Here is a 19,137-nt window from a genome sequence, read left to right on the forward strand (position 1 = left end):
CCGTGCTCGACTTCATTTACTACCCGGTTGCCTGGATTCTCTGGGTGTGGCACAAGGTGTTCGGCTTTGTGTTCCAGGATCCCAGCAATGGCTTCGCCTGGGCATTGTCCGTCGTCTTCCTCGTCTTCACCCTCCGGCTGATCCTGTACAAGCCCTTCGTCAAGCAGGTCCGCACGACGCGGCAGATGCAGGAACTGCAGCCGCAGATCAAGGCGCTGCAGAAGAAGTACGGCAAAGACAAGCAAAAAATGGCCGTTGAGATGCAGAAGCTGCAAAAAGAACACGGCTTCAACCCGTTGATGGGCTGCCTCCCCGTGCTGGCACAGGCACCGGTGTTCATCGGCCTGTTCCACGTGCTTCGCTCGTTCAACCGCACCGGTACCGGTGTCGGGCAGCTCGGCCTGAGTCCGGAAGAGAACCGCGAACTCTCTAATTATGCGTTCAGCGTTGCCGATGTTCAGTCGTTCCTGGATGCCCGCCTGTTCGGTGCACCGATCTCGGCCTGGATCACCATGCCGCAGGATCAGCTCAACGCCTTCGCCGTCGGTCCCGACGCGACCATTCCGTCCACGTGGGTCATCGCGGCTGTGTCCATTCCCCTGATGATCATTGCGGCCGTCATGACGCACCTGAACTCGCGTGCGTCCGTGGCCCGGCAGAGCGCCGCCGCGGCCGCAAACCCGCAGTCCGCCATCATGAACAAGCTCGCCCTCTACGTGTTCCCGCTGGGTGTTCTGGTGTTCGGTGCACTGTTGCCCGTCGCCATCCTGCTCTACTGGGTCAGCAACAACACCTGGACCTACGCGCAGCAGCACCTGGTGTTCGGCAAGATCGACAAGGAAGAGGCCGCCAAGGTAGCGGCCGCCGTCGAGAAGCGCTCGGAGAATGCGCCCAAGCCTGGAGTGAAGCCGGTCTCGACGACAAAGCCCAAGCCCGGTGCTCGGCCGAAGCTCTCGAAGATGGCACCGACAGGTGAAGAGTCCTCGACCGATGCCGGAACCGCCGGGACGGAGTCCTCGTCAGGGTCTGCCACCCCGAGCAAACCGCGACCGCAGGCGAACAGGAACAAGTCGACCAAGCGCAAGCGGCGCTGACCGACACGTCGAGAGAAGGACGAACATGGCAGCGCACGCCGAAGAAGCACAGAACGACGAAGTACGGAACGCAGCAGCTGGGGATGGAGTGGGTGACGTGATGGTCGAGACCGATCAGGTGAGTGCCGTCGAGACGGAGTCCGACGACGAAGCTACTGTCGACGACGCCGTACAGAAGACTCCGTCGGTCCCCACGAGTGTCGATGACGTTGCGGACTCGAATGAAGACGATTCGGATGAGGACGACGAAGACGACGAGGATTACTTGGTCGAGGAAGGCGAAATCGCCGGCGACTACCTCGAGCAGCTTCTGGACGTGCTCGACTTCGACGGAGACATCGACCTCGACGTGGAGGGTGATCGCGCGATCGTCAGCATCGACGGCGGAGACGATCTCGCCAAGCTCGTCGGTCGCAAGGGCGAGGTACTCGACGCTCTGCAGGAACTGACCCGTTTGGCTGTGCAGCAGTCGACGGGCGAGCGCAGCAAGCTGATGCTCGACGTCGCCGGGTGGCGTGCCAAGCGACGCACCGAGCTCGGGAACCTGGGTGCCGAAGCAGCACGTCGAGTACTCGAATCCGGAGAGCGTGAGGAACTGACTCCGATGACTCCGTTCGAGCGCAAGATCGTGCACGACGCAGTCGCCAAAATCGACGGCGTTGCGAGCGAGAGCACCGGCGTCGAACCCGCTCGACGGGTAGTCGTCGTCAAGGCATAGCGACACTTTCGAGAAGCGATGGCCCCCACTTCGGTGGGGGCCATCGTCGTTTGTGTCGAAAGCTCGGGTTTGAATTGCATGGATGTAATTTGCCTTGGGTATTAGCGATCGGATGGGCTCCGAGAGCAAAAAATAGAGGGCCCAGCGGTATCGGACGCTTTCGTCACTGTGACGGGTGGTTGCAGGGGCGGCTCTGTCCGTGATTCCACGTGTTGGACGATGTTTCACGTGACGGACGATGTTTCACGTGACGGACGATGTTTCACGTGAAACGAACGCTGAGGCAGATGTCGATCAATAGGTCGAGGCGGCTCCCCCCTTTCCGGCGGTCATCTGCACGCCGATCACGCGACCAGATCGCGGCCCCGTTTCGTCGACAGCCGATGATCGAGGAACGCTTCACAGCTTGATGGAGTCGAGAGTCTCAACCAACTTTTGGACCCCAGCCGATGCCAGTAGCCAAGACCACCCATTGTGCATACGTTCAGATTCGCCCGCACAGTTCTGTCGGCGTCACGCACGCGGGTGCTCAGTTCCAAGTTCCGAGGAAGGAATCAAGTCACGGTGGGACCGCGGACTATCCGACCGTCGGTTCGCTTGCCGCGATGCGTGCCCGCGGCGAGCACATAGTCACCGTGGCCGCTTGCGCGACGATATGACAGGCGGGCCTCGGTGTAGCGGGCTGGCGCACCGGGCTAGTTCATGACCTCGAACTCTGCTGTCGTGTCTGGAGAAGGTGTGCTCCTCACTTGCCGAGCCGGTGTCGGATGAAGACGTGAGCCGATCGACGGACGGTGGGTTGTCACCGTGCTGTGCGTGCTGCGCGAACTTCTAGAGGCATGAGGCGTAGCAGGATCCGTCTGGGCGATGATGACCTCACTCTGGAACGCGACGGCGGAGTGTCCGGGGGCGGTGACGACGCAGGGTCAAATGAGCATGGTTGGTTCACCATGGCGTGACGTGTGGCGGCCGGCAGTGCGTAGTCACCGTCGGTCGCGTCACGCTCAGCTGGACTCGATACACCAGCATTGGATCTCGAAGGTCTGCGAACGCAGGATCACTCATCGTGGGTGCGCCCCGGCATCGCGTCATGGACACGACGGTCGCATAGGGAGAACTACCTCCCCCCGGATGACTTGCGAGGGGTGCGGACACGTGTGCGTGTTTCACGTGAAACAGTCGGGTTTCTGGCCGGCTGTCACTTACCGAGACTGGGCTCGATTGGACTGATGCCGGCTCGCTTTACGCTTCCGACCCCAATTGCTCGAGGACGGATCGACGTCGCCGCTCTCGATCGCCGTGCAGGCTTCGTCCTCGAATTGCGTCTGCGGGTGAAGTGGTCCAACCGATCGGAGGCGTCCGAGGGTCGCCTGCGAATCTGACGTCCGGACGGATTGTCAGCAGGACCCGTTTAGAACCTGGCGCCGAGACGGACTGACGGTCATCGAGACTACGGCGACGTCGACGGCGAACGTGACCCGCAGAGAGTTGGATCGTGTTTCACGTAAAACACGATCTAGGACACGATCCTGTTCTCGAAGCGTCCGACGGTTTTGAATACGCTCCGGCCGATGCTCACGACATTCGGCGGGCCCGGCCCGAGGAGCAGTCCGAGCCGCGCGACATTTTCCGACAGGTCAAACGATGCTCGAAGCTGTCCGGTTGTATCCGAAAGCGTGGGTGCCAATCGCGGACGACGCCACGGCGGGTGCTCGCAAGAGCCGGTCCGAACGAGGGGGTGCGGAGTCGGCTTCGAGCTTGGTGCTGTGGGGCGAGGCTGTGGTCGAGAGTGAGGGCGACGTGTAGCAGGCTCGGTCGAGGCATGATCGATTGCGGTGTCATTCGCGCGACGAATCTGCCGATGCTGTTCGACTAGAGTGAGCTGTCCGGTTTCACGTGAAACAGCGGAGGGCGCCGCCCGACAGCACGCAGACGGCTATCAGAGTTACGACTCGTCTCGACGAACTGGTTGCTCAAAACCTGGGCGGGGATGGCGGATGCCTTTCATTGAACGCGGTCCCCAACGCCGTCCTCGGGTGTGCTCATCGCATCGGCGAACTGTGTGGGACCCGTGATGGTGGTCGGGTGAATGTGCCGGTTGAGTGCTTCCCTTGGCGCGCTCGCCGAGTGTCCATATAGCAATGGTCGTAGGGGGCCCGGCCGAGGACACATGACGGCGGTGGGCACAGGGCAGCGATCCGCTTCTTGTCCCCGCCTGACGCTCCCCCATCGGATGGGAGACAGGAAGGGCTCTCGTACCGGATGGGTCTGGTCGTACGGGCATTTCGTTCACCATCGCCGGGCCGAGAAGTCCCACTCGATGTGTATCGGTGCACAAGTTCTTTGGAGTGCGCTGAGGACACCGGGTCGGTCGCTCGAAGTACACGCAACCGTCGCCTCCCCAGCCGTCGGACCGTGGCGCGGTTTCACGTGAAACACCGGCGTACGCGGCAACGGCGAAGTGTTGGGAAAGATGAACCGTCGAATCGGGAGCGGGTGCGCGAACGGCGATCCTGCTGTGCTCGACCCATCGAATCGGGACTCCAACTCCCGGTAACTCGCGATCTCGGCAACTTACAGAGGTGTCGTTTGGCGATCCGTGCCCGAGCACGGGATGATGTTTCACGTGGAACAAGAAGCGTCGGATAGCACCGAGTTGATGGCCGTCGCCGAGCAGATGTTCGGAGATCGACTGGATCTTGCTCGGAGATATCACGAGTCCTTGGCTACCGCCGGAGTCGAACGGGGGCTGATCGGTCCACGCGAAGTTCCGCGACTCTGGGAGCGGCATATCCTCAATTGCGCTGCGATCGGCGAGCTCATCGACGAGGGCGAGACTGTGGTCGACATCGGTAGCGGTGCCGGTCTGCCCGGTATCCCTCTTGCCATCGCTCGACCGGATCTTCGGGTGACGCTCGTCGAGCCTCTTCTGCGGAGAACCGTCTATCTGGCCGAGTTCATCGACGAACACGATCTGAACGTGTTGGTCGTACGTGGGCGGGCCGAGCAGCCCGGCGTGAAGAAGGAAGCCGGCGGCGCGGATGTCGTCACGTCAAGGGCTGTGGCCCCGCTGGAGAAGCTCGCCAAATGGTCTCTCCCCCTCGTTCACGAACGCGGCCGGATGCTCGCGCTGAAGGGTTCCAGCGCGAGTGAGGAGATCGAACGCGACAGGACTTCCCTCACCCGTATGGGTGCTGGCAAGCTGGAGGTCGTGGAGTGCGGTGTCGGTCTTCTTCCGACACCCACCATCGTCGTTAGGGCAGTCCGTGAGCCGCGGCGGCTCAGTCGCCACTGATGATCGATTGCGGGAATCGCTCCGCGCCGTTTGTATCGAACGTAGAACACATTCAGTTCCGCACTAAGGAGCACATATGTCGGGTGGGTCGGATCCCGCTGTTTCACGTGAAACAGAGTCCAAGAAGAAGTCGTCGAACGCAGCCGCCAACAAGGCGGGGGTGACGAGTGGCTTCGAGTACACCAACTCGATTTCGACCGACGACACCCCGATCGGGGCCGCCGCGCACCGGGCCAGTCAGGTCCTTCACCCGGGATCGGTGACGTTGCCCAAGCCGGCGAAGCGCCGCATGCTGACGATTGCGAATCAGAAGGGTGGCGTCGGCAAGACCACGACGGCGGTCAACCTCGCAGCCGCACTCGCGCTCCAGGGCCTGACGGTCTTGGTGGTGGATCTGGACCCTCAGGGCAACGCCAGCACGGCACTGGGCGTCGAACATCATTCCGGTGTGCCGTCGAGCTACGAGGTGCTCATCGGCGAAGTGAAGGCCAAAGACGCGATCCAGCAGAGTCCGCACAGTGAGCGGTTGTTCTGCATCCCGGCAACGATCGACCTCGCGGGCGCGGAGATCGAATTGGTCTCGATGGTGGCCCGGGAAGGACGCCTCAAGACGGCGTTGTCGGTCGAGGAGTTGGCCGGACTCGACGCCGATTTCATCCTCATCGACTGCCCACCGTCACTCGGTCTGTTGACTGTCAACGCGCTTGTGGCGGCCACCGAGGTGCTGATTCCCATTCAATGCGAGTACTACGCACTGGAGGGTGTGGGGCAGCTTCTTCGGAATATCGAGCTGGTTCAGTCCCATCTCAATCCTGAATTGCACGTCTCGACCGTCATCCTCACGATGTACGACGGCCGCACCAAACTGGCTGATCAGGTCGCCGAGGAAGTGCGGAAGCACTTCGGCGATGCCGTGCTGCGTGCCGTGATTCCGCGCAGTGTGAAGGTCTCCGAAGCACCCGGGTACGGCATGACGGTGTTGGATTACGACCCCGGTTCGCGTGGAGCAATGAGTTACCTGGACGCCGGACGAGAGCTCGCTGCTCGCTCGGCCGGCATCGACGCACGAAAGAAGTAGGACATGAGTCAAGCACGTAAGGGCGGTCTGGGGCGCGGACTCGCGTCGCTCATCCCCACGGGCCCCGATGCCGGACCGCGCCTCGGTAATGCAGCAGCCGACGTCATCATCGGTGCCGACCGCAACGCCAAGGACAAGCCGGACACGTCGACGAAGCCCAAGCGGGCAACGGCGTCCGACGACACCACAGAGACCGCAACGGCGCCTACTCCGACGCCGCCGGTTCTGAACGGGGACGACCTCTCCCCTGTCGGTGCCGTGTATCGGGAGATCTCGCCGGACCGAATCGAGGCCAATCCCAAGCAGCCGAGGCACGTCTTCGACGACGAATCCCTTGCCGAACTGGTGCACTCGATTCGCGAATTCGGCCTCATGCAGCCGATCGTGGTGCGTCTCGTATCCGGTTCTGCGGCTGCAGGAGATGCCAAGTATCAACTCGTCATGGGCGAGCGGCGGTGGCGCGCGAGCCAGGAAGCGGGCCTGGAGAAGATCCCCGCGATCGTCCGGGAAACCACAGACGACGCAATGCTGCGCGACGCACTGCTCGAGAACATCCATCGCGTACAGCTCAATCCCCTCGAAGAGGCGGCCGCATATCAGCAGCTGCTCGAGGAATTCGATGTCACGCACGAAGAGCTCGCGGCAAAGATCGGACGGTCACGCCCCGTCGTGACCAACATGATCCGTCTGCTGAAGCTGCCGATTCCGGTACAGAGACGTGTCGCAGCCGGTGTCCTGTCGGCGGGACATGCACGCGCACTGCTGTCGTTGGACGCGGGATCGGATGCACAGGAATCGTTGGCTGCGCGCATCGTGGCCGAGGGTCTCTCGGTGCGAGCGACGGAAGAAGCCGTCACTCTCGCCAATCGCGAGGACGGTAAGTCCCCCGAACCGGCGGCGAAGCGCAAGCCGATCCAGATGCCGGGCCTTCAGGATGTGGCCGATCGCCTCTCGGATTCGTTCGATACGAGGGTGACAGTGAGTCTGGGTAAGCGAAAAGGCAAGATCGTCGTCGAATTCGGGTCGGTCGACGACCTTCAGAGAATCGTCGAGATGATGGAAGCTCAGAAGAAAAAGTAGCCGCGTTTTTTTCAGGACCAGTCATACCAGGGCGTAACGTCACTGTGACGTATATCGACGACGAGTGGTCCCGAAAACGGCAAATTGGATCGAAAACTATTGTGATGCACTGGGTTTCGAGGATCCTCCCCGATCACCAGGTAGCGCGACCCGGTCGCCTATCCTGGTCGAGGAGAGAATCGGCTCCCCACCGAGAATCGAGCGGTGGAACGACTGCACGGAGGCTGAGGTACGCGGTGTCGGCGATGGTGACCGGAGTGACCCTCGGCTCGTTCGAACATCTGCCGGCACATTCTCGGCGGTGTAGCTTCTGGGTCCTCGATCCCACGTCCGACGGCGCGGCAGTGGACCTCGAATTCGAGAACGAGGTGTGGCTGTCGACGATCATGCTCGAGTGGGGATCGTGCGGACAGCTGTTGTCCGTGGACGGCGACACGATCGGGTGTGCGCTGTACTGCCCGCCCCGCGCAGTTCCTCGGGCGTCGACCTTCCCTACTTCGCCCGTCAGTCCCGACGCGGTCCTACTGACCCAGCTTCGTATCGATTCCCCGGCCGATGCGGATCTGCACTCGGCAACCCTGATTCAGGCCGTGGTCGGCGATCTCGTCAATCGTGGTGTTCGTGCCTTGGAGGCCTTCGGCATTCGCCACAATGCGGACGACGCGTCGCCGGCAATTCCCAACGCGACGGCACATGCGACGTGCTCGGCTGCGACATGCATGATCGACGCCGACTTTCTGGAGAAGGTCGGCTTCGAGGTGGTGGCGCCGCATTACAGGTTCCCGAGACTCCGCCTCGAATTGGATCGCGATCACGGGTGGAAGCAGGACGTCGAATCGGCGCTCGAGCAATTGCTGGTGGCGGCGAGTATCTCGGTGGTCGACATCGAACAGAAGTCGACGGTCGGAGCTCGCTGAACGGCGAGCTCCGACCGGTGGCTCGGGGGCGCCGTCGATCAGGGACGGTCGGCGGCTGCGAGTTCCTCGGCCAGTAGTTCAGCGAACGTGAACGTGCCGGTCGGTTGGTCGTCCTGACCCAGGAGGTACAACCGCTTGACGGCGATCAGGATTGCTTCGGCAATGATGTCTCGGAATCGCGGATCGCTCAGTACTTCGACGTCCGATTCGTTGGTGAGGTAGCCGAGGTCTATCTGGATGGTCGGCATGTTGGTGAGCCGCAACAGATCCCACGTGCGGCCGTGACTACGGCAATCGAGAAGTGGTGTGCGAGCCACGATTTCGCGTTGCACGTAGCTGGTGAGGACCTGGCCGATCATCGAGGTGGATCCGTGCGAGTTACCGAAGTGGAAGCTGGCCACTCCATTGGCCACAGGACTAGTGCTCGACGCGCAGCGCAGCGAGATCATCAGATCTGCGCCCCAGGCGTTGGCGGTCTCCGCGCGGTCGGCCACCGACGGGTTGGTGCCCCGTGCACGAGAGAGGAACGTTTCCATTCCGGTCGCCGCCATTCGGCCTTCCAGACGACTGGCCAGATCCCACAGAATTTCCGATTCGGAGACGCGTCCGAATGTGCCGTCGACGATGCGTCCGGTGTCGGCGCCACCGAGATCGGGGTCGATGACGATTCGCTTACCCGTCAACTGTGGGCCGGATTTGCGTACGAGTTCTTCTTCGCTCATCGCGTGGGGCGATCCACCGGTGACGCGGGTTCCGAGGAGGTCGAGCGAACGCAGTGTCGCCGGACCACAGATACCGTCGGGTGCCAGACCGATCTCGCGTTGAAAAGACGACAGGCCCTCGTGCGTCTTCGGACCGAAGAAGCCGTCGACGCGCTCGTTGTAGAAACCGAGGTCCTGCAGGCGTGTCTGCAGGGTAGCGACATCGTCGCCGTACAGCGGAGCGGACAGCTGGTAGATCAGCGTGCGGGCACCGAGGTGGTAGGACGCTTCTTTGAGGGCACGGTACGTGGCCGGTCCGACGACACCGTCGACCAGTAAGCCGCGATGCTGCTGGAACGCGCGCACGGCACCGTCGAGGGCCCGGTCGAACACCGATCCTGGGGCCGTCCAGTGGCCGTCGTCCATCGGGCCGGGCGGAACCACGGCCTCGTGGAGGAAACCGAGTGCCGAGAGAGTGCCGCGGACCTCGGCGACGGCGGGTCCGGAATCGCCGTGACTGAGCTCCTGCATCCTGGAAAAACCCTCTCGATCGTCCTGACGGTCAACACGCACTTCGATGCGCTGATGTGCCGACGCAAGCATCGGCACATCAGATGATTGTCGCAGAAAGACAGGCTTCTGCGGCAATCCACACCAAGCGTGGGTGAGTCAGATAACGCCTTCGAGGTCCTTGAGCAGCGCGGCCTTGCCCTTTGCGCCGACGATCTGCTTGACCGGCTTGCCACCCTGGAACAGGATCAGCGTCGGGATGGACATGACCTTGAAGTCCCGAGCCGCCTGCGGGTTGGCGTCGATGTCGAGCTTGGCGATGGTCAGCTTGTCCTTGTGTTCGGCAGCGATCTCCTCGAGCACGGGAGCAACCATCTTGCACGGGCCGCACCAGGTGGCCCAGAAGTCGACCAGAACGGGCTTCTCGCTGGTCAGAACGTCGTCGACGAACGACGCGTCGGTGATGGTGACTGTGCTCTTGTCGTCGGACATGTGAATCTCCTCGGTGTGGGTCTGCAACAGGTGGTGGGTCTACCGGTCAGGCGTTGACAGCGTCGACCGGCTGATCGGCGTGCTCGAGTGTGTTGGTGGTGATGTCGCCCTGCTCGGCCAGCCAACGCTCGGCGTCGATGGATGCGGTGCAGCCGGTACCCGCAGCGGTGATGGCCTGCTGGTACACGTGATCGACGAGGTCGCCGGCAGCGAACACCCCTTCGACCGAGGTGGCCGACGTGGGCGATGCGATCTTGACGTATCCGGCATCGTCGAGTTCGACCTGGCCCTTGACCAGTTCGCTGCGAGGATCATGGCCGATCGCCACGAACATCCCGGTGACGTCCAGAGTCGTCTTCTCGCCGGTGACTGCATGTTCCAGAGACAGGCCGGTGACGCTGGTGTCGCCGAGCACTTCGAGAACCTTGGTGTCGGTGAGGAAACGAATCTTCTCGTTCTTCTTGGCGCGCTCGAGCATGATGCGCGACGCGCGGAACTCGCTGCGGCGGTGCACGATCGTCACGCTGCGGGCGAAGCGCGTGAGGAAGGTTGCCTCCTCCATTGCCGAGTCGCCACCGCCGATGACGGCGATATCCTGGTCGCGGAAGAAGAACCCGTCGCAGGTGGCGCATGCGCTGACGCCGCGTCCGAGGAGCTTCTCCTCACCGGGAATGGAGAGGTACCGAGCGGCTGCACCCATCGCGAGAATGATCGCGCGAGCTCGGTAGGTCTCGCCGCCCGCCGAGACAGTCTTGATCGGCCCGGTCAACTCGAGCTCCTCGACGTCCTCGGTGCGGATGTCGGCACCGAAACGTTGCGCCTGTTCGCGCATCTGTTCCATCAGATCGGGGCCCATGATGCCCTCGCGGAAACCGGGGAAGTTCTCGACCTCGGTCGTCGTCATCAAGGCACCGCCGAACTGGGTTCCCTCGAACAGGATGGGCTCCAACTCTGCGCGGGCCGCGTAGACACCGGCGGTGTATCCGGCCGGTCCCGAGCCGACGATGATGAGATCGTGAACCTTGGGGGTACTCAATGCAGACCTTCCGATCTTGTGCGGCGTGTTCTTGGCGTCGACGCGAAAGTGCACTGAGCACTGCCTATCGACGTACATCTGGTCAACACCACCCTAGAGGCAGTTGTTCCCCGGTGAGAGATGTGTCAGCCGATATCGCGACGCGTGAGGACGTCGGGATTGCCGCCGCGGCAATCGTTGCCCACTGCCAGAGCGATGAACTGCGCGGGCCCGGCCCCGGCGAGGACGAGGAGAGTTCCCTGTCGGCCGTCGATTCGAACCTGACTGGATCCGAGAACGGCGGCGGCGGGGTCCACGCCGTTGGCGTCGAGACACGCGGCCAGGTCTGCCGGATCCGACAGGCTGCCGGGGTCGCGTTTACCGATGACGGTGAACGCGACGTTCGAGTCGAGATCGGTGGAATCGAGAACGAGGGACGAGTCGGTTGGCGTGGTCCCCGGCTCGGCTACGACGGGATCCGACGTGCCCGGGCTGTGCAGGACGGCGGCGAAGGTGACCGAACCACCCGCGAGAAGTGCTGCAGCAGCGGCAATTCCGACGATGGCATGTCGGCGTGTACGCGCGCTACGTGGAGGTCTGCGAAGCGGAAGGACGTCGGCGGTACGGTCCGCCGACTCTGTGTCGGCCAGGGTCTCGAGGGTGCGATCGATCTGCCGGGCGACGTCGGCGGGAACGGGCATCGTGCCGTTCGGATCCTCGCCCAACTCGTGCAGCCGAGCGGTGACGGTGTCCAGTGTCACCAGTATGCGCATCGCCTCGGCGTCGGCACGCACCAACGGCCACAGCCGACTGCTGACGTCCTCGGGTAGAGCATCTGCATGCAGATCGGCCAGCAACTCGGGTGAGAACGGGGCACCGGGTAGAGCGTCGGTGTTCGACGACACGTTCCTACCTCCCTTCGCCGAGTCTTCTTTCCCTCTCACACGGTTTAGACGCGAGGGGTCTAGATTCGGTTCCCTGCGTCCTTGAGGTATGCGAGCTGCGTCGACAACTTGAGTCTGCCGCGAGCGCATCGACTCTTCACGGTACCGGTGGGAACCCCCAGCAACGCTGCGGCGTCGGCCACGGAGTAGCCCTCCATGTCCACGACGACCACCGCCGCTCGTTGGTCGGGCGGCAGCGTCATCAGGGCCTGTCGGACGAGGATGCTGGTCTCGGATTCGGAGATGCGGTCCCGAGGCGACACCGGTTCGTGACTCTCGTTCTCGCTCAACGGAACCGACGGACGTGCCTTGTTTCGGCGAATGCGATCGAGGCACGCGTTGACGACGATCTTGTGCAACCAACTGCGGACTGCAGCGTCGGCGCGAAACGACCCGGCCGTTCGATGCGCGGAGAGCAATGCCTCCTGCAACGCGTCGGATGCGTCCTCGGGTGTGTAGCTCGTGCGGCGTGCCGTGAGCCACAGGTGTTCCTGATGGCGATGGATCAACGTGGCGAATGCGGTCGGCTCACCGGCTGCGTGAGCAGCCAACAATTCCACATCCGTGCGCTCCCCCAGCGCCGAATCGATACGTTCGGTCATACGAAAACGGCTCCCCCCGTGTTAACGCATTGGGGGGAGCCTAGGCCATCGATACCGAGAAGTACGAAACGAACGCGATTTGCCTCTGTATCGCCGGTTTTACGTGTCGAAACCGATCCCGGAGATCGAGGTAGCGATGCGGCCACCCTGCTCTCCGAGGGAGGTGATCCACACCAGGACGTTGCCGGTGGGTTCGGTGCCGTCGAGTGCGATGTCGGTGCGGCCGTTCTGCAGAGTGGCTTCACCGAGCAGCGTGGTGTCGCCGAGGCTCGGTGAATCGTTGGGAGCGGACCTGATCTCGACGACCGTTCCCGGCGACGTCGATTCGATCCACGCGTTCTTCAACGTCGACGACGGGATGGTGACGAGCAGTCCGACACCGTTCTTCAGTGCCGGGAACTGCTGGAAGTAGGAGTCGGTGGTCCAGGCCGTGCTGGGGTTGTTGTCGATCACGTTCGATGCCGTGCCCGGGTTGTCTGCAGACCCCTGTGGGGAGAAGACGCTGACATCGCTCATCGCGACGGGTCCACCCGTCGGCGCCGGGGGCGCAGCGGTGTCGCCGGCCGGCGGTGCGGCAGCCGGGGTCGTCAGCCCGAACTCCTGGCTGTCCAGCGGCGCATCGGTGTTGTCGCCCGCGATGGAGGTGAACAACCAATAGCCGGCGAACGCCAGAATCAGCACCGTCAGAGCGCCGAGAACGGCGATGGCGATGTTGGTTCGCGTCGACTTCGCCTTCTCTGCGGCCAGCTCTTCCGGGTCTGCGAGCGAGTGACCGCTGGCTCCCGGGGCACGCTGGCCCAGTCGCAGTGCCGGCATCAGGTCGGTCTTGTCGTTGACCACCGCGGCCTGATCGAGAACGTGCTGCACCGTCGCGGCGGTGCGAATGCCACTGTTCTGCTCGAGCGCTCGTACCGCGACGGCAGAGATCTCGAACGGAACGTCGGGGCGAATTTCGCGAGGCTCGCGCGGCGCACCCTTGTCGTCCCGATCGGCCGGACGCATGCCGCCGACGCTGCGCAGGGATGCCGCGTCACCGGGAACGACGGCTTCTCCGGTGGTGTCCGACAACGGCCAGCGTGCAGTGATCAGGGCGTAGAGCATGGCACCGAGACCACGGACGTCCGAACTGGAGTCGGCGTCCGCCAGAGTCGCGGGAAACGCCAGGACGGCGTTGCCGCTGGTACTGATGCGTACGCGATCGGGGTGGTCGATCGACAGCGCGCCGCCGCTGCGGTGCGCAGCCTCGGCCGCGGCGGCCAGGACCTTGATCGCACGAGCGGCACCGGTGGGGGCAGGAACCGTATCGGCCATCTCGCGCAGCGAGCGACCGGGAGTCCACTCGGCGACGACGATGCCGCCGGAGCTACCGCGCACCACGTCGAGCACCCGGGCGAGGCCGGGAGAGTTGATCCGACCGAGGCGCAGCGTCCGGGACAGGATTGCCTGCGGGCCCTGAGTGCGGTCGTTGGGTGACGCCGTGGACTGCTGATCGGCGTCGACGAACGTCAACGCGACCTCGCGGTCGAGCTTGACGTCGTGGGCCTGCCAGAACTTCAGACCGCGAGCTCCACCGTGCGGTGCCAACAGGCGGTAGCGTCCCCCGGCCACCGAAGCACCGGGAATCAGCGTCGGTCCGCGAAGGGTGCGCCCGGGGGCGTCCGCGGTGGCCTGGTCCTCGGCTGGTTTTTCGGCAGCTTTGTCCGTCGTCGGCTTCGGTGCTACTGGTGTGTCGACTGCCGCCGATTTCTTCGTCGCGTCCACCGGTGTGCTGTCGGTCTTCGGCTCGGCCTTGCTCGCGTCGTCGACCGGCAGCTTCGCCTTCGAGATGGAGACGGTCTTGTCCGACGGCTTGGCCGCCAGCGCTGCCTTGGAGATCGCGATCGTCTGATCCTTGGGAGCGGACGCTTTGGTTTCCTTCTTCTCGGTGGCCTCGGCACTCGATGCTGCCGCCGACTCAGGCGTGCTGGGTGTGCTCGGCTTCTTCGAAGAATCAGGTGCTTTCGGGTCCGCTGTCTTCGACTCGGGTGCTTTCGACTCGGGTGCTTTCGACGACGCAGCAGACTCGGCCTTCACGGGCTCGGTGCGGTCCTGGGTGTCGACTTCGACTCCGCCGCTCGTCCGGTCGGCTTCGTTTGCTGGAGACTGTGCCGGCCCCCCAGCAACATCGTCGTCGGTCACTGTTACTCCTTCAGGCGAATATGCCCCGTGTTGTTCTACAAGCGGTCGACCTGCAGGGGCGTCTGCCCCCGGGTGCCGTTGACCAGGGTACGGGAGTCGATCCCGCGCAGTGTCCCATGTGGGCTCGGTTCGAATAACAGGAATCACGCTGGTTTCCGCGGCAGCCGGATCCGGCACCGAACCGGACGTCGCAGGCTCGGGCGGGGCCGACCGTCCGAGGACCCGGCGGACAAGACGGCTCAACGCGACGGTGACGGCCAGTACTTCGGGAATCTTGCCGAACCACAGGATGGAGAACGTGATGCCGAGCATGATGACGGCGTCCATCGCGACGCGCACGAAGTTGCCGATCCAGCCGTTCGCCATGGCGTCGAATCCGACGATCCGGTCGATGGCGAGCATGGCTGCGCCGCCGGCCAGCGAGGCGATGAGAACCAGCCAGACAGTCTTCCCGACGTTGGCCATCCGCAGGTTGCCGAGGCTCTTGTGCAGCAGGTACCCGCCGATGACGGCACCTGCGGTGTAGCCGAGGCCGGTCGCGGCGCCGAGGAGCAGCACCACCTGGTCGGGATCGGATGCGACGATCGGCGCGAGCAACGACAGGCCGATCTTGACGGCGGTGATGCCGAGCACGATCCACGTCGGAGTCCAGGCCTTCTCACGCGCGTAGAACACGCGGAGATGGATCAGGACCAGGGCGTACGGGATCAGGGAGAACGCCGACCAGCTCACGGCCTCGCCGAGTCTGGGTGCGACGTCGGCGAACCGGCCGAAGCCGTACAGCGCCACGCCCACCCACGGGCCCGCGAACGTCAGGAACACGACGATCGGCACCAGCGCAACCATCGTCAGGCGGGTCGCGACCGACAGATCGTCGACGACGGACGGGGTGTCTCCGTTGGCGGCGTTGCGACTGAGTCGAGGCATGATCGCCGTCAGCACCGTGACGCCGAGGATGCCGTAGGGCAACTGCAGCACGATCCAGGCCTGGGAGTAGATCGTGTTGCTCGCGATGTCGGTGCCCGACGCGATCCTGGTGGCCACGATCAACCCGATCTGGCTGATGACGACGTAGAGCACGATCGCAGCGGCCATCGCGCCGAACTTCTTGAGCCGCTCGTCGAATCCCCAGAGTGGGCGCAGGTCGATGCGTTCGCGGCGCAGCGCCGGGACCAGCGCAACGACCTGGGTGATGACACCAGCGGTGACGCCGAGGCCGAGAACGAGAAGTTTGGGGTTGCCCATCTCGACCGGGTTCACGCTGATCTCGCCCGGCATGAAGAAGTACAGCGCGAAGACGCCGAGCACGATGAGATTGTTGTAAACGGGTGCCCAGGCTCCGGGCCTGAAGTTCTGCCGGGTGTTGAGCACCGCCGTGAGCAGGCCGGAGAGCCCGTAGAACATCAGCGCAGGCAGCACCAGATAGGTGAACGCGATGGTCAGGTCCTCGTTGACCTTCGGATCGCCGTCGAGCATCAGCCGCGCCAACAGCGGGGCTGCGATCGTTGCGGCGAGCGCCACGGTTCCGAGGAGCGCGACCGCGATGGTGAACAGGCGTCGGACGAAGTCACGTCCGCCGTCGGCGTCCTCTTGTTCTGCGCGTACCAGGACAGGAACGACGATCGCTCCGAGGACGGCACCGAGCACCAGCTCGGAGATCATGTTCGGCAGAATCGTCGAGACGGTGAATGCGCTGGCCAGGGCGGGGCCGAGGGTGGCCGTCATGGCTACTTGCTTGGCGAATCCGGTAATCCGGCTGACGAGGGTGGCCACCGCAATGGAACCGGAGGCGGCCAGCAACGACTTCTGAGGTCTGGGTTCGGGCTGCGGTGGTGACTCGTTGCCGCCCGGTGGAGTCTGCGGCGGAGGGATGTTCCCCGACGGCGCGGCGGGTGGGTAGTCCTCGTCCCGGAACCGTGGGATGAGCTGAGTTGCGGAGTCGTCCGCTGCCGGTTGACCGTCGAGCGGGGGCGGTGCCGGATAGGAACGCATCTCCGGTCGCGGTTGCCGCTCCCAGGGGGCGGGGCGTGGGGGCGTCGTTCTCCGGAACACCTGCGCTGCGGGCATGCGTGACCGGGGCAGGTCGCCGTCGTACGGCACATTGCCTGTCATGGTCTCTCGTACCCTTCGTCGGCCGGGTCGGGTTGTCCTCGGAATCGGTGCCAGAGTCGTCGGCCTGCAAGCAACAGTAGGAGCGCGCCGGCGCAGGCGGTAATTATCGCGAGAGCTTGACCGTATGCGTTCGATCGAACCGACACCGTCGATACCTCGCCGAGCCGGGTGCCGTCGAGGGTGGTGACGGAGAAGTCGACCGACAGATTGCGTTTGTCGTCCACCTCGGCGGGCACGGTGATGGTTCGCGATCCGCGCGCCGGAAGTTGGGTCACACCGACGTCGCTGATCGTCATCTCCGGTGGCGCGTCCACTCGGAGTAGCACGTTGACCGGCACCGGTAGGTCGTTGCGGGCCACGAGCAGCAGCGGACTCTGCTCGGAGGCGAGTGTGTAGACGCCGCCCGGGGCCAGCACGGTCACCGATCCGTAGACGGTGTCGAGTCCGACGCGGGTCGCGGTGAGACGGGTGCGTGCCATGGCCGCGGCGTCCTCGCTTTCGGCGCTGGCGCGACCCGCGGTCGACAGGGCGCGGAGCATGTCCTCTCGCAGCGGGGCGGTGTACAGGCGCGGAGTCAGTGCGGACTGGGGATCCTCGACCAGCGACTGCGCCAGGGTGTCCACGCGTGCGCTTTGTGTTCGCACCGTGTCGATGGCAGACGCATCGAGATCGGTCGGCACATCGATGCTGGTCACCGGGATGCCGGTGGGGGGCTCGGTGATCAGGCCGGGCAGCGGGCGAGGCGTCGCCAGGCCCGAACGCAACAGCGAGGACACCGTCGACAGGATTGCCGATGGTTCGTCTCCTCCCGCGGTCCAGTACTGCGGCGGTGCGACGGTCACCGTGCGGCCGGGTCGATCGGCTCCGACGAGGGCGTGAAAATTGATGGCGCCGAGGGCGTCCTGCAGCCGTGCGGTGCGAGAGTCGGTGCCCAGGTCGAAGCGTTGATTCGCCGGGGTCAAGGGCGGGGTCGACGGGGTCGTCCCGACGCCGGCCAGTGCGGCTGCGGTCGCCGAGTCGTAGTGGGTGGCGGCCAAGGTGCCGGTCGGATCGGCGGCGGTCGGCGCGGTGTCGGTGGACACCAGCAGAGACGTCGGCGACGACGTGGGTGGGCTGATGCTGTTGTCGGCGACGAGGACGGTCCCGGTTCCCGACGATCTCAGCGCGTCCGCAGCGCCCGCGTCGACGCCGCCGGTGGCACTCCAGGTGAAACCGCGTACCGAACTGATGCCGAGGATGCCGTCGACGATGTCGGCCGGGGCGGCGACAGCGCTGCTGAGCAGCGAGGAATCACCGATGTCGGCGACGGCGGCGAGGTCGGCCTGAGCGAACGGCAGGGCCGTCACGCACATGTTCGACGCCAGTGCCTCGAGCCGCGTCAACCACTGGGCTGCGGCCCCGCTGCCGGAGCCCTCCCGCGCGGAGCTGGCCGGATCGGCCGGGTTGTCGACGACGAGGTAGCCGCGGGTCATGTTCGAGACGGTGACCAGCAGGTCGGGATCGATGCCGATGCACAGGCTCGACGCCAGTTTGCCGTCGGGATCGAGACCGGGCTGCGTCGCGAATTCCAGGGCTTTGAGCAGGGTGTCGAGCCGACCACCAGCGGCGAGCTGGGTCGCCAGGTCGTCGTCGATCAAACGCACTCGATCGTCGATGGAACCGGGGATTCCGGCTGCGAGACGGGGAATGTCGGCGAGTGGCCACAACACCGTCATTGCAACGGGGTTCCGGGTGTTGGGGGGTAGCGGCATCGCGTCGGGCGCTGCGGGGTCGAGCTGACCGGGATTCCGCGGCAGTCCGACGACGGGTAGCAGGAAGCGGGCGTCGTCGAGTCGAGCCGTCCCGCCGTATTCGGGGGTGCCGTTGACGTTGAGTAGTAGGGGGTAAACGCCGGGAGCGTCGATCCCGAGGGAGGGCTCGGTACTGCTTCGTAGCTGCATCGACAGATCGAACTGGCGGCTCTGGTCCTTTTTCAGCGACTCCGCGACCGTGACGAAAGTCCCGACGCGGTCGAATCTTTCCTGGTCGAGGGTGAGCGAGGTCCGCAGACCGGACGTCGTGTCGATGGCCGCCGCACCCTGTAGGCGAACGCTGACGTCGTCGACGCGTCGATCGCCGGTGTTCTTCACCGTCGCGCGAACCGTGACGAACGGATCGCTGCTGGTGGTGACCGTCGAGGGTGCGACCGTATCGATGCTCAGCGTCAGGAACGGATCGCCGGCCTGCGTCATCGGGGTATCGGGAACGGCGCTGGTCGTGCCGCTGGTGTCTCCGGCGGAATCTGGCTGCGCCGTGGCGGTAGGGAGCTGTTGGGGTCCCAGTGCTGCGGTGCCGACGGCCGGCGCTGCAGCGAGGAAAAACGAGGTCAATGCGGCGGCAGCGACCTTCCGGGCCCGCACGA

Annotated in this window: 13 protein-coding genes; 6 read left to right on the top strand and 7 right to left on the bottom strand. The window is 64.4% G+C overall.

The genetic code is table 11. The features are described 5' to 3' along the window. The first annotated feature begins 2 nt into the window (after window positions 1-2). The 6 genes from yidC to CH281_RS04095 all read left to right on the top strand — a co-directional run bounded on the left by yidC (window position 3) and on the right by CH281_RS04095 (window position 8,182). On the top strand, window positions 3-1,094 hold the full coding sequence (gene yidC, locus CH281_RS04070; protein WP_094693037.1) for a membrane protein insertase YidC: 1,092 nt from the start codon (window positions 3-5) through the stop codon (window positions 1,092-1,094). Window positions 1,095-1,119: 25 nt separating this feature from the next. Beyond that, complete coding sequence (locus CH281_RS04075; protein WP_032392635.1) at window positions 1,120-1,812, top strand: Jag family protein; 693 nt, start codon at window positions 1,120-1,122, stop codon at window positions 1,810-1,812. A 2,617-nt stretch (window positions 1,813-4,429) separates the two neighbouring features. Further along, window positions 4,430-5,107, top strand: coding sequence for a 16S rRNA (guanine(527)-N(7))-methyltransferase RsmG (gene rsmG, locus CH281_RS04080; RefSeq protein WP_032371601.1), 678 nt, complete (start codon window positions 4,430-4,432; stop codon window positions 5,105-5,107). A gap of 76 nt (window positions 5,108-5,183) precedes the next feature. Next, complete coding sequence (locus CH281_RS04085) at window positions 5,184-6,185, top strand: ParA family protein (protein WP_027495008.1); 1,002 nt, start codon at window positions 5,184-5,186, stop codon at window positions 6,183-6,185. A 3-nt stretch (window positions 6,186-6,188) separates the two neighbouring features. Beyond that, a complete protein-coding gene (locus tag CH281_RS04090) occupies window positions 6,189-7,265 on the top strand; it encodes a ParB/RepB/Spo0J family partition protein (protein ID WP_094693039.1) in 1,077 nt (358 codons plus the stop codon). 236 nt (window positions 7,266-7,501) lie between these two features. Then, window positions 7,502-8,182, top strand: a complete 681-nt coding sequence (locus CH281_RS04095) for a hypothetical protein (protein ID WP_094693041.1) — start codon at window positions 7,502-7,504, stop codon at window positions 8,180-8,182. Between the two features lie 38 nt (window positions 8,183-8,220). Here CH281_RS04095 and CH281_RS04100 read toward each other — a convergent pair whose 3' ends face one another. The 7 genes from CH281_RS04100 to CH281_RS04130 form a co-directional block, all read right to left on the bottom strand. Then, window positions 8,221-9,414, bottom strand: a complete 1,194-nt coding sequence (locus tag CH281_RS04100; protein ID WP_032371397.1) for an N-acetylmuramoyl-L-alanine amidase — start codon at window positions 9,412-9,414, stop codon at window positions 8,221-8,223. A 138-nt stretch (window positions 9,415-9,552) separates the two neighbouring features. Beyond that, complete coding sequence (gene trxA, locus CH281_RS04105; protein WP_008711582.1) at window positions 9,553-9,885, bottom strand: thioredoxin; 333 nt, start codon at window positions 9,883-9,885, stop codon at window positions 9,553-9,555. Between the two features lie 46 nt (window positions 9,886-9,931). Further along, entirely contained in the window at window positions 9,932-10,921 is a 990-nt protein-coding gene (gene trxB, locus CH281_RS04110; RefSeq protein ID WP_032371600.1) for a thioredoxin-disulfide reductase, read from the bottom strand. A 125-nt stretch (window positions 10,922-11,046) separates the two neighbouring features. Beyond that, window positions 11,047-11,805: a hypothetical protein gene (locus CH281_RS04115; RefSeq protein ID WP_094693043.1), complete on the bottom strand. Its 759-nt coding sequence runs from the start codon at window positions 11,803-11,805 to the stop codon at window positions 11,047-11,049. A gap of 59 nt (window positions 11,806-11,864) precedes the next feature. Beyond that, entirely contained in the window at window positions 11,865-12,446 is a 582-nt protein-coding gene (gene sigM / locus CH281_RS04120; RefSeq protein WP_094693045.1) for an RNA polymerase sigma factor SigM, read from the bottom strand. Between the two features lie 99 nt (window positions 12,447-12,545). Next, entirely contained in the window at window positions 12,546-16,736 is a 4,191-nt protein-coding gene (locus CH281_RS04125; RefSeq protein ID WP_179274105.1) for a murein biosynthesis integral membrane protein MurJ, read from the bottom strand. Further along, a complete protein-coding gene (locus CH281_RS04130) occupies window positions 16,733-19,135 on the bottom strand; it encodes a glycoprotein (protein ID WP_256983356.1) in 2,403 nt (800 codons plus the stop codon). The genes CH281_RS04125 and CH281_RS04130 overlap by 4 nt, the downstream gene beginning before the upstream one ends. Window positions 19,136-19,137 lie beyond the last annotated feature (2 nt).

This window comes from Rhodococcus sp. 06-221-2 (assembly GCF_002258365.1).
Taxonomy (GTDB): domain Bacteria; phylum Actinomycetota; class Actinomycetes; order Mycobacteriales; family Mycobacteriaceae; genus Rhodococcoides; species Rhodococcoides fascians.